The organism is Flavobacterium sp. W20_MBD1_R3, assembly GCF_052119725.1.
In the GTDB taxonomy this organism is placed as follows: domain Bacteria; phylum Bacteroidota; class Bacteroidia; order Flavobacteriales; family Flavobacteriaceae; genus Flavobacterium.
Genome location: NZ_JBGQOR010000001.1, coordinates 350,046 through 363,438 on the forward strand (window position 1 = coordinate 350,046; position 13,393 = coordinate 363,438).

Consider the following 13,393-nt stretch of genomic DNA (forward strand, 5'->3'; position numbering starts at 1 on the left):
GTTTTCTAATGATATTTAAATTTACAAATAAAAAAAAATTAATATTCAAATTTAAATGCAACTCTACGACAACAAATACACTTTCATAAAAGACCTTGGCAATGGTGGATTTGGCAAGGTGTTTTTGGCGAAAGAAAAAGTTTCGAACAGGTATGTAGCAATCAAGCAACTACTATACACAAATAAGTCCGACCAAGAAGATATAATCCACGAAATTGAAATAATTTCAAAGTTCGAAAATCCCAATATTGTCACCTACTACCATCATTTTTACGAGGAAGATATATTATATTTAGTAATGGAATTCTGCTCTGGTGGTACTTTACGAGATAAGATTTCACAGAACAATGTAACCCCGGCTGAAGCTATAGAATGGATACAGACATTGGCTACTTCCTTTAGGGTCATTCATAAAAAAGGAATTGTCCATCATGACATCAAACCCGATAATATTGTTTTCACTCAAAACGGCACTATTAAAATTGCTGACTTTGGGGTAGCGAATAAAGACATAGGTACTAGAGCATATATGAGCCCGGAAGAGTTTCAATGGGACATAGACTGCACAAAGGATCCTCGAATTGATATTTATGCTTTAGGAGTTACTATGATGGAGTTACTTACAAATCAAAATCCTTTCTCCAGTTTATCTAGAGAGGAAATAATTGAAAAACACCAATCGGCTGATTTCCCAATTCAGGAGCTTCCTAATTGGCAACAGGAAATAATTTTAAAAGCAATCAATAAAGTTCCGGAACTCCGTTTCCAGTTTATGATTGAATTGGAAGAAGCATTAAAAGCCAAATCAGTTCCAATAATATTCAGCAAAGACAATCTAAAAGCTGCCGAATTAATCGAATTATCAGACAAAGCCTTACGAACAAACAAATGGAGGAATGCTTGGAAATATTTAGATTTAGCCAATAAAAAATACCACAATAATGTGGCAGTATTACAGGCTTTAGGGAAATACAATTTAAGGATTCAGAAAATTGATGCGGCTAAAAAATTTTATGAAAAAGCACTCAAACTCAATCCGAGATTAGATGTACAAAAAGATTTAGGTTGGATCAATTTAGAGGCAAAGAAATATCCAATTGCAATAGGATTATTATCAGACCATCTGCATAGGAATCCGGCAGATTATGAAGCCTATAATTTATTAATTCGATGTTTTTACGAAACCGATAGATACGAAACAGCAATGGAATTATCCAAAATGATTATGGAAGCCAATCCGTCTTTACCGTGTTTTGCAAATAATTATTTTATTGCTTTTGTCTTAAATTCTAATGGTAAGTCATACCCTCCAAAATCAAAATTTGAACAAGGTAACAATCCATTTATCGAATACAATCTTTCGGTGATTATGGAAGAGGAAATAAGTCATAATTATAAAAAATCACCAACACTAAAATCAAAACTATTATTTATGGACTTTCAATTCAACACTTTGAAAGAAAACACAATAACAATATTGGAAACGAATAATGAAAATGTTACACCAACATCCCTATCAAAACCAATAATAAAATTTGGTAGAACTGAATACATTCAAAACAACATCGAAGTATCTGGCGGTAATGCTGTAAGCAGAAGACATTGTGTAATCATAAACAGCAAAGATAATGTTTGGTTATATGATTTAGAAAGCACCGGTACTTTTGTAAATGATGAAAGAGTCAAAAATAAAGTTCCATTAATTGGCTATAATGAGATAACCATCAATAAAGTGTATTTTACAATTACAACAGATAAAAATAAACTTCTTTAATAATTGATATTGAATTAGACATGCAACGCAAAGTAACAAAGGGAACAGGAAACCCGGTTAGTATTGGTTTTACACCAACAAAAGCCTTGGCTAAAATAGCCGAGAAATTCCCAGAACGAACTAAAACCTGCAATAATACCGAAACATATCAAACATAGATTTTCAAATTCTATTAAAACTAAGAAATACTCCTTGTTCCCATTAGAATTTAAAACTGTTTTAAAGAAAAAGCAATAAACATAATCGAAAACAAGATAATTTCCCTAAAAGATATTATTTTTTAAACAGTTTTAAAACAAGGATGTTGCTTCTAAAAGAGATTTGAAGGAGGTTTCTAATGGAAAATAATAAAAAATATTCTTGGTATACAATGACCTAATTCATACTGTAAAGAAAATAAAAAAAGAAGATGTAGGAGAGCTTTTTTAATTACATTCTTGAATACCAAAATGGATTAAATCCAATTAGAGAAAACGCAATTATAGACATAGTTTTTGAACCTTTTGAAACCGATATTCTCCGCATAATATTATCAATCAAACTCAGTAAACAGAAGTTTAAAATATAAATTAGTATTAATACATCAACTGCTGTTTTGACTTATTCCTCCACCCTGCTTGATTTTCATATTCCACAAAATAGATTTTTAAATCTGCTTAATTTTCGTATTTGACAAAGAATATCTTTTTATTGGCTTGATTAGCATATTCGGTAAAAACCATTTTGATAATCAATCAAAGGTTCTTTTTAATTTCTAGAAGTTTCTGATTAACATAAGTAAATTTATTTAAAATTTGTTCATCGTCAAAATTTATCAGAAGAAAGCATAGATTTTCAATGCTAAATTCGTCTTCAAGAATGAACTCATAGCTACTAAAAAATCCAAATTCTTCTTGCTCTACATAAATTATTTTTTCCATTTTTGAAGTAATTTCAATAGTTTCCAACTTGTATAAGGGGAATAATAGATTTTCATTATTGAAAGTACTCATAGTTAGCTTTTGAACTTTTTTATTCTTGAACCAAATCTCAATCTGGATCTTATGAGAGTTTAATAAGCCTTACAAGGTTATTCTTATAATATCATTTTGTAAATATTATTAATAAAATTTTAAAAAAAATACTAAATTTTTATTTCAAAAAAGTTTTTAAAATACTCACTGGATGCAAAGCTTTTCTGGTGGTTCCATCAAAAATTTGATGACGACAACTGGTCCCGGCCGCAGCAATCGCTGTTGTTTCTGCTGTATTTCGAATTTTTGGAAACAATGTGTCTTCTCCCATTTGCATACTAATATCATAATGCTCTTTTTCGTAACCAAAAGAACCTGCCATTCCACAACAACCCGTATTATAGATAGTAACCGAACTATTTTTTGGTAAATTCAGCATTGCAAATGTAGCTTCAATTGAACTCAAAGATTTTTGATGGCAATGTCCGTGAATTTTTATAGATTTTTCCATGTCGGAAAATTGACCTGAATGAATTTTTCCAGAACTTATTTCTTTTTTGAAAAACTCTTCAATAGTAAGGGCATTTTTTGATAATTTTTGGGCACTGTCTTTATCTTTTGCCAATCGAAGGTATTCGTCTCTAAACGTTAATATCGCCGAAGGTTCAATTCCTATTAAAGGACAGTCCTCTGAAATTAAATTCTTAAAAATAGCAATGTTTTTATTAGCTACGTCTTGCGCTTCTTCCAGAAAACCTTTGGATATGAATGCTCTTCCACTTTCCTCGTGATCGATCAGGAGAACCTGATATCCTAATTTGGTTAATAATTCATAGGCATCAATCCCAACGGAAACATCGTAATAATTTGTAAACTCATCACAAAATAAATAGACTTTTCCGTTAACAAAGAAATCACTTTGTGCTTTACTTTTGCTTTTTCCGTACCATTTTTTAAAAGTTTTTGGAGCTAATAATGGTACTTCTCTTTTTGGAGCCACACCCATTCCCTTTTTAACAAGAGACTGATTGACAATAAAATTCGTAATCGATGGAAAAAAGCTTCCCAGTTTATTGAGTTTGGCATTATTAGCAAAAATTTTATTTCGAAAGGAAAATCCATTCGCTTTTTGGTATTGGTACAAAAACTCTGATTTTAAAGCCGCCACATCAACATTACTGGGACATTCGCTTGCACAGGCTTTACAGCTGATACACAATTCAAAAACATCATACAATTCCTTATGATTGAATTTATTGTCTTTTTCAGAATGGGTCAAATATTCTCTCAGCGCATTGGCTCGAGCCCGAGTGGTATCTTTTTCGTTCAAGGTGGCGCGATAACTAGGACACATGGTCCCTCCGGCAGAGGGTAATTTTCTACAATCACCAGAACCATTGCATTTTTCGGCAGCTCGCAAAACGCCCATACTGTCTGAAAAATCCTGAATAGTTTGAATCTCAGGTTCTACTCTACCCGCTTCAAAACGGAGATTTTCATCCATTTTGGAAGTATTCACAATTTTTCCAATATTTAAAATAGCATTGGGATCGAAAGCCTGTTTTATTCGTTTTAACAGCTCATAATTTTTTTCGCCAATCATGAAAGGAAGAAATTCCCCTCGAATAATTCCGTCACCGTGTTCTCCGCTAAGAGAACCTCTATACTTTTTGACTAGATGAGCTACTTCGGTTGCAATAGTTCTAAACTGTTGCACTCCTTGCTTCTCTTTTAAATTTAAAACAGGACGCAAATGCAGTTCACCTGCTCCGGCATGCGCATAATAAATAGCACCTTGATTGTGACGCTTCATCATAGCTGAAAATTCGGCGATATAAGAGGGCAAATCACTCAATTCAACTGCAGTATCTTCAATGGAATCGGCTGCTTTATTATCACCGACAATACTTCCCAGAAGACCCAAACCTGCTTTCCGTAATTCATTTACTTTGTTGATATCTTCGCCGTAAATTTTTGGCAAAGCGTAACCAAAGTTATTTCTTCGAAGATCTTCAATCAAAGCATTGGCTTGACTTTCGGCATCCTCCATTGAATCAGAAGCTACTTCAAACATCATAATGGCTTTGGGATCCCCCTGGAGAAAAAACCTATTTTTACTTTGTTCTTTATTGGTTTTAGTACAGTCCAAAATGGTATCGTCAATCATTTCGCAAGTGTACAAATGATGTTTCATAGCCACCAAGACCGCTTCTAAACTTTCTTGGATACTGTGAAAATGAGCCACCACCATGACGTTATTCGTTGGAGGTAATTCATCGACTTTCAAGGTGATTTCGGTGGTGAAGGCAAGAGTTCCTTCGCTACCGCAAAGTAATTTTCCTAGATTTATAGTTCGTTCGGCACCTGAAAACAAGTCCGATTTCAATAATAAATCTACGGCATATCCGGTATTTCGTCTGTGAATTTCAGGTTTTGGAAACTCTGCAATAATTTCTTTTTGATTTTCTGCATTCGAAAGTTCCTCGCAAATTGTTTTATAAATCTTATTTTCGAGAGTATTGCCTTTAGTTTTTTCGATGAAATCTGGTGAAGAAAGTTCTTTAAAAACGACCGATGAACCATCGCTTAAAAGTGCCTTTAGCTCTACAATTTTATCCCGAGTAACTCCGTACCGAATAGACGTGGTTCCCGAGGAATTATTGCCTACCATTCCGCCTATCATACAACGACTGGAAGTAGAAGTATTAGGGCCAAAAAAGAAACCGTGGGGTTTTAAAAACAAATTAAGCTCATCCCGAATCACTCCAGGTTGCACTGTAACCGTTTTCTGACTGGCATCAAAAGAAATAATCTGGGTAAAATACTTCGAAACATCTACGATTATTCCAGTTCCAACAGTTTGACCTGCTAAAGAAGTTCCGGCAGTTCTGGGTGTCAGGGAAATTTTATTTTGGGTTGCAAAATGCATCAACTTGACAATATCCTCCTTGTTTTTCGGATAAGCTACAGCAAGAGGCATAATTCTATAGGCAGAAGCATCAGTGGCATATAGTGTTTTATGGAGTTCATCATATAAAAGGGAGCCTTCTAACGACTGAGATAATTTTTCTAACGAAAGTGAGCTTAACATTGAGGGGAGTATATGTCCATAATTTTCACAATTATAAAATATAGTGATTTATAATTTTAAGAATAAAAGATAAAGTTTGTGATTCCGTTCGTTTAGTAATCAAAACGTTTGAAAGCTTCAATAGCTTCATATTCTGCGAGACCTAGATCATCATACAATTTAGCTGTATTCTTATTACGATCTTCGGCTCTTACCCAAAATTCTCTGGAATCATTTCCTTGGAACATCACCCTATCCTTTTGAGATTGGTGGTATAAAATGGCATGTCTTTTTAATAAAACTTCATCCGGGCTCAAGGGTACAGCCATGTCAATTTCATGAATATCCCATTCATGCCAAGCACCTCTGTACAACCATAACCAACAATCATTCATAAAAGGTTTTGATTTCAGTTGTTTCATGGCTTCAAATATCGCATTCAAACATACTTCGTGCGTACCATGCGGATCTGCTAAATCTCCCGCTGCAAAAACCTGATGTGGTTTTATTTTTGCAATGATGTTCTTTACGATTTCAACATCTGCAGTTCCTAATGGGTTTTTCTTAATTTGTCCGGTTTCATAAAAAGGAAGATCTAAAAAGTGTGTGTTTTCATCTTTTAAACCAATATATCTAATGGCGGCATACGATTCTCGGCGTCTAATAAGTCCTTTCAGTTTTCGAACTTCTAAAGAATCAACTTGATTTTCGGTTTTATTATTTAAAAAATCAATAATGGCAGTAAAATTAATCTTAGTGGCATCATCTCCTACAAAATCATTAGAAACTTCGGCAAATTTTAAGGCTTCGTCATCTGTAACTGCAATATTTCCTGAGGTTTGGTAAACGACATGAACATCATGTCCTTGTTTAATTAGTTTAGAAAAAGTTCCTCCCATAGAAATCACATCATCATCCGGATGAGGACTAAAAAGAATAATCCTTTTCTTCGCAGGATTAGTTCTTTCAGGTCGATACGAATCATCTGTATCAGGTTTTCCTCCGGGCCATCCTGTAATAGTATGTTGCAAAACATTAAACATATTTATATTCAAATCGTAAGCTGAACAATCCTCTTGCGCTAATAGATCCGACATGCCGTTGTTGTTGTAATCCCTATCAGTCAGTTTTAAAATAGATTGATTGGTCTGTTGGCACAGCCAAACTATGGCTTTACTTTTTAATTCAGGGGTCCAAACACAGGCGTCAACTAACCAAGGTGTTTTAAATCGGGTTAATTCCAAAGCGGCAGATTGGTCTAAAACAAATGTGGTATTGGTGTGATTTTGCAAAAAGGTAGCAGGAACTTCAGAGCTGATATCACCTTGGATGGTTCTTTTTATAATATCGGCTTTATTTTGGCCCCAAGCCATTAAGACAATTCTTTTTGATCGGAGAATTGTTGAAACCCCCATAGTAATTGCTCGCTTAGGAACATTGTCAATCCCATTAAAATCAGAAGAAGCATCGACTCTTGTAATATGATCCAAAGTGATAATTCGGGTACCGGAATTAATGTGAGATCCTGGTTCATTGAATCCAATGTGACCGGTTCGCCCAATTCCTAAAAGTTGAAAATCTATTCCACCCACTTCTTTAATTTTCAGCTCAAAATCAACACAATATTGATTTAAATCGGCAATAGCTATAGTTCCGTTAGGAATGTTAATATTTTCAGGATTAATATCTACGTGATCAAATAGATGCTGCTGCATGAAATAATGATAGCTTTGATTGTTCTCTTTGGTCATTGGATAATACTCATCCAAATTAAAGCTAATAACATTACTGAAACTCAAACCTTCTTCTTTGTGGAGGCGCACGAGTTCATCATAGACTTTTATCGGGCTGGAACCTGTTGCTAAACCCAGAACGCAGGGTAAGTTTTGAGCTTGTTTTAATTTAATCAATTCAGCTATTTCACGGGCAACAATTATTGAAGCTTCCAAAGCATTTTTAAAAACCTTATTGTGAATTTTTTCAAATCGAGTAGTTTCATATTTGCCTGGCTTAACATAAGATAAAAGTTGAATTGCACTCATAATTATTTCGGAATTTAAGAATATTATTAAGGCAAATATAAAAAAACATCCTAAATAATTGCAACTTTATGCGTTAATTTAGAATAAACTATTAAATAATGCATAATAATGCAATTTATAATACCTTAACACCGGCTTTTATATACTCTTCCAATATAGGATTTTTTGGATTCAGATCAGTTATCATAGTATTTAGTTGGTTAAGTTCGCTAACAACGTAAGGCATTTTAGTATTTAGTTTTTCAGAAGAAACCATCGTAACTACCTTATCTGAGGCTTGCATCATTGCTTTTTTTACAATAGACACTTCGTAACCCATTTCTGTAAGACCCAAACGAACATTTATACTACTAGCCCCCATAAAACAAATATCTGCTTTTAATTTAGACAATACATGCACCACATCCAATCCAATTGTAACCATTGCATTTTTTTGCATTTTTCCTCCAATAAAAATTAACTCAACATTAGGATGTTGTGAGAGTTGCATGGCTATTGGCAAACTATAAGTATATATAGTTGCTTTCAGATCAGATGGAATTAATTTAGCAAAAGCAAGGTTTGTAGTTCCCCCACTCATAATAATAACCTGTCCATCAGTAATTAAAGAAAGGGCTTTATTTCCTATAATATCTTTCTTATCTCGATTCACAATCGCGATATCAAAAATATTAGCAGGCTTATCAATAACAGGAAATGCGCCCCCATATACCTTTTCAAGAAGACCTTTTTTATTCAATTCTATTAAATCTCTTCGTATTGTATCTTCGGAAATACTCAATTCCAAAGCTAGATCAATAGTACTAACTTTTTGATTTTCATGAAGTTTACCCAGAATGTATTTATGTCTTTCTACTTTTAGCATTTCAATTAATTAAAAATATTGCCAAAGATATAAATATTTGAACTAGAATAAATATATGTTGCTATATATTATTTATGAGATGCATTATTTACGTAATGTAAATGATAAAAATGATTCAAAATGAAATTTAAATTGCATTATAATGCGTTATTATCAAATAAATTGAAAGATATATTAACAATATCGCATTTATATGCAAATAATGGATATATTTGTTTCCTAACCATAAAATAACCCCTATAATTATGAAAAAATTATTCCTAATTTTATTATTGTTTTTGTTAACCCTAGGTGCTTTTGCACAAACAAAAACAATTACTGGAACTGTCAAAAACAAAGCGGATGGCATACCTATCCCTGGGATTACCATCACCTTAGATGGAACTTCTGAAGGTAGCGTTTCGGATCTTGATGGAAAATACAGTATTTCTGCTTCCACAGGAGATATCCTTACATTTAGCTATATAGGATTCGCTACTTCTAAAGTAAAAGTTACTGCAAACAGCAGTACTATTAATGTCGGGATGTCTGAAGAGCTAAATACATTAAATGAAGTGGTTGTAATGGGATCAACCATTCGAACTACAAGGAAAGAAATGGGTAATGCTGTAACTAGTATTAAGTCGTCAGATTTAGTTAAAACACAACCTAACGGACTTGCATCTGCCTTACAAGGCAAAATTGCAGGAGCACAGATCACGCAAAATTCAGGTGATCCCTCAGGAGGGTTTTCAATTAAATTAAGGGGTACTTCTTCTATTTTGGGAGGGTCTGATCCACTTTATGTTATCGATGGTGTGGTTATTAGTAACAGTAGTGCTAATGTTTCAAATCCTGAGATTGGTGGTAATACAAACTTAGTAATAGGACAAAACCGAACTTCCGATATCAATCCAAACGATATTGAAAGTGTAGAAGTCCTTAACGGTGGCGCCGCAGCAGCTATTTATGGATCTCGTGCAGCAAATGGTGTTGTAATTATTACTACTAAAAAAGGAAAAGCTGGTAAAGATTCGTACACTTTTTCAACAAGTTTGGTTGTTAATTCTTTACGCAAAAAATTAGATGTCAATCTTGTAAATAAACAATTTGAAATACCTGCAGCTAGTGGAGCATTATTTCCAATTACTGGATTTCCTGCTAGTTCAGCCACTACTGTCCCTGTAAGTCGAGGTTTAAATCAAGCTGGGGTTCCTCAAGGGCTTACAAATATGGACACTCGTTTGAAGGATGTAACTCGTTATGATTTTCAGGATGATATTTTCACCACTGGTATTGGTACTGACACGTACTTCTCAGTCGCAGGCGGTAATACTAGCACTAAGTATTTTGCATCGGTTGGTTATCTAGAAAATGGTGGTATTGTAAAAAACACCGATTACAAAAGACTGGGTCTAAATCTTAAAGTTCAAAATAAAATCAATGAAAAGCTTTCTGCTTCCTTTGGAGTAAATTATGTTACCTCTCGCTCTGAAGACAAGCCTGATGGGAATGTTTTTTACAGTCCGATGAATTCTTCGACGATAAACAATAATATTTATGACATATCTACACGCGATAGTAATGGTAATTTATTAGCAGTTGATCCAGGTCGTGTTAATCCACTCTCTGTTATTGAAACTTTCAAATTTGGACAGCAAACCGATCGTGTGATCGCAAATGTACTGTTGAATTACAAGCCTTTTAAAAATTTCAATGCTGACTTTATTGTTGGTTTAGACAATTTTAACCAAAAAGGATTTGGTTTTATTCCAAGATTCCCTTATTCACCTGTTAATGTAGGTACTTATAACGATGGGTTTGTGTCAGAAACCGATAATAAAGTTTATCAATTAAACAATGATTTAAATCTTAGGTACGTTTGGAATATATCAAAAGATTTTACAGCAACAACTTATGCAGGATACAATGTGCAATATTATAGAGACAAACTTTTTTCTGTTCAAGGACGAGATTTAAAACCATTTATTGAAAATATAAATGCTGCCAATACTATAATAGGTGGTTCCGCTTCTTCTGCAGAAACAAATTATAACCTGTGGGGTGTTTATCTGCAAGAAACTTTCGGCTATAAAAATAAATTATTTGTAACCGCTGCAATTCGGCAGGACGCATCCACAATTTTCTCAGCCGATGTAAGAAGACAAATTTATCCAAAAGTGAGCGGAAGTTATGTGCTTTCCAGCGAGGAGTTTATGAAAGACAGTAAAGTGAGCACTGCAAGACTGCGAGCTTCGTGGGGAGAATCAGGAAACTTAACGGCGATCGGGGCTTATTCAAGATTTACTAACTATTCTACAGGTAACCTCTTTGGACAAACCTCTTTTACACTTGCGGGGAACAGCCGTGGAAATTTAGGATTAATACCAGAACGCAATGTATCTTATGAAGTAGGAGCTGATTTTGGATTCTTTAATGATAGATTAACACTTTCTGGAACGTACTATAGAGCCGACATTAAAGATTTACTATTGCGTGTACAAGCGGCACCGTCAACTGGCGCAACTTCTTCAATTGAAAATTTAGGCGAAATGACTAATAAAGGGCTAGAATTTACTGTGAAAGGTATAGTTGTTAAAAGTGAAGATTTTAACGTTGAGATTTATGGTAACATGAGCCGAAACAGAAATGAAGTTACTAAATTAAACCAACCGTTCTTTTTATTAGATTCAAATCCAGCGGGTGCTCCTGTTGCAGTTCAGCTGAATCGCCCTGTTGGTACTTATTTTGGAAGTTACTATGCACGTAATCCTGATGGAAGCTTGTTACTTATGCCCGATGGATTGCCGCAAACAGAACGCGGAAACACAGCAACTGGAGTAATTCAAAGAAATGCAAATGGACAACCGTTTGGTGATGTTTTAAATAAAGAGATTGGCGATCCAAATCCAGATTTCATCTATGCTTTTGGCACCAATGTTAACTATAAAAATTGGGGTCTTTCTGTTTTATTGGACGGTGTGAGCGGCGGAGATATATGGGATGCTGATTATAGAACACGTCAAGGTACTGGTTCTGGACAATTAGTTGCTCAAGAGTTAAGAGGAGAGTTACCACGTGGTTATGTTTATTCTATTTATAACATCCAAGAATTTCGAATTGTTGATGGTAGCTATCTTAAACTAAGAGAAGTTTCAATAAATTACTCTTTTGGTAAATTGAATAACTTCTTTGAGGACTTTATAATAAATCTTAGTGGTCGTAACCTTTATTCATGGGATAAGTTTACAAGCTATGATCCTGAGGTAAATTCTGGTGGACAATCAGCTGTGGCAAGATATAATTTTGGAACAATTCCAATTCCTCGTACTGTTGCACTAGCGATTAAATTTAAATTTTAATACAAAGAAAAATGAAAAAATTTATTATATTATCAGCTCTTATGAGCTTGTTTCTAACCTCTTGCGATGAAGAATTTTTAGATCCAACTCGCGCTTCAGAAGTAGATGTGTTTTCTTCCCGCGATGGTTTAGTTGGCGTTGCCAATGGGCTACAATCACGATTTAGTGTTGGACGCCAGAGTCCATTTGGGTATGCTATCATAACTGCAAATGGATTTACGACAAATGAGCTTGGTGCTCCACAAGGCGGAAATGCAGATGAAGTTGCATTATTTGCTGGTTCTGGAGAGGTTTTACCAGTTAACGGAGTGGTAAGCACTATCTGGGCGCAAAGCTTAATTCTGAACTCGGAAGCTCAAAAAGTGATCAATAATATTGATCGCATTAGCTTACCAGTTGAAAAAGCCAGCATACTAGTACATGCGTCAATTTTCAAAGCTTTATCATTGGGAAATTTAATTCAATTTTTTGAAAGAGTGCCAATCTCAACTGAAAAAAATGCCGTTTTTAACTCACGTGCCGAAGTACTTGCAGTAGTAATTAAAACCTTGGAAGATACCAAGACTTCATTACCTAGTGCAACTGGTTTTTCTGGTTTAGTGGGTAATTTAAATTATACCAACACGGTTAATGCTCTTTTGGCTAGGTTTTATCTGATGTCCGGAAGCCCAAGCGATTTAGATAAAGCATTTGAACATGCGACCTTAGTTAATTTATCTATCCGTTCTAGCTTTCCTTTCGATGCTGTAAATCAAAATTCAATTGCAGCAACTGCATTTTTAGTTGCGAATAATTATCAGCCAATAGGACGTACTTTAGGTTTACCCGCAGCATTACAACCAGCCACAGCTGATGGGCGTATTAATTTTTACATCAATCCAATTTCTACATCTTCAGCAGTTAAAGGAGCTGGATTTTGGAGTAGTGTAGGTTCTTCAGTCCCTATTTATTTGCCAGGTGAAATGATTTTGATCAGAGCAGAAGTATTGGCACGAAAAAATCAGTTGCCGCAAGCTATTATAGAAATTAATCGAATATTACAAAAAACGGTAGCATCTGATGCGTGGGGTGTTGGCGCAAATTTGCCGGCCTATTCTGGAGCAGCTGACCAAGCAAGTGTGCTAACAGAAATATATAGAAACCGTTGTATTGAGTTGTTTATGTCTGGTTTGAAACTTGAAGATACACGTCGATTTAATCGTCCAGCTAGTGGAACTGTAGGAGCAGAAAGAAACCGTAATTGGTATCCTTATCCAGATTCAGAAAGATTTAACAATACAAATACTCCTGCTGATCCAGCTAATTAAAACTAAAACAGAATCGAGGCGATTAATCTGTTTTTATGTCG

The 13,393-nt window shown here is 34.6% G+C and carries 7 protein-coding genes and 1 pseudogene; 4 read left to right on the plus strand and 4 right to left on the minus strand.

Annotated features, from left to right (window positions below):
• The first annotated feature begins 55 nt into the window (after positions 1-55).
• On the plus strand, positions 56-1,774 hold the full coding sequence (locus ACEN2F_RS01450) for a protein kinase domain-containing protein (protein WP_441735107.1): 1,719 nt from the start codon (positions 56-58) through the stop codon (positions 1,772-1,774).
• A 20-nt stretch (positions 1,775-1,794) separates the two neighbouring features.
• Positions 1,795-1,932: a hypothetical protein gene (locus tag ACEN2F_RS01455; protein WP_441735109.1), complete on the plus strand. Its 138-nt coding sequence runs from the start codon at positions 1,795-1,797 to the stop codon at positions 1,930-1,932.
• 417 nt (positions 1,933-2,349) lie between these two features.
• Here ACEN2F_RS01455 and ACEN2F_RS01460 read toward each other — a convergent pair.
• The 4 genes and pseudogenes from ACEN2F_RS01460 to ACEN2F_RS01475 form a co-directional block, all read right to left on the minus strand.
• Positions 2,350-2,421: pseudogene (locus tag ACEN2F_RS01460) on the minus strand (DUF6150 family protein); the annotation flags it as partial.
• Positions 2,422-2,905: 484 nt separating this feature from the next.
• Positions 2,906-5,818: an FAD-binding and (Fe-S)-binding domain-containing protein gene (locus ACEN2F_RS01465; RefSeq protein ID WP_441735110.1), complete on the minus strand. Its 2,913-nt coding sequence runs from the start codon at positions 5,816-5,818 to the stop codon at positions 2,906-2,908.
• Positions 5,819-5,910: 92 nt separating this feature from the next.
• Complete coding sequence (gene nagB, locus ACEN2F_RS01470; protein WP_441735113.1) at positions 5,911-7,839, minus strand: glucosamine-6-phosphate deaminase; 1,929 nt, start codon at positions 7,837-7,839, stop codon at positions 5,911-5,913.
• A gap of 115 nt (positions 7,840-7,954) precedes the next feature.
• On the minus strand, positions 7,955-8,704 hold the full coding sequence (locus tag ACEN2F_RS01475) for a DeoR/GlpR family DNA-binding transcription regulator (protein WP_441735115.1): 750 nt from the start codon (positions 8,702-8,704) through the stop codon (positions 7,955-7,957).
• Between the two features lie 245 nt (positions 8,705-8,949).
• On the opposite strand from ACEN2F_RS01475, the gene ACEN2F_RS01480 reads away from it, so the two are divergent.
• Complete coding sequence (locus tag ACEN2F_RS01480; RefSeq protein ID WP_441735117.1) at positions 8,950-12,045, plus strand: SusC/RagA family TonB-linked outer membrane protein; 3,096 nt, start codon at positions 8,950-8,952, stop codon at positions 12,043-12,045.
• Positions 12,046-12,086: 41 nt separating this feature from the next.
• Entirely contained in the window at positions 12,087-13,352 is a 1,266-nt protein-coding gene (locus tag ACEN2F_RS01485; protein WP_441735119.1) for a RagB/SusD family nutrient uptake outer membrane protein, read from the plus strand.
• Positions 13,353-13,393: the final 41 nt, after the last annotated feature.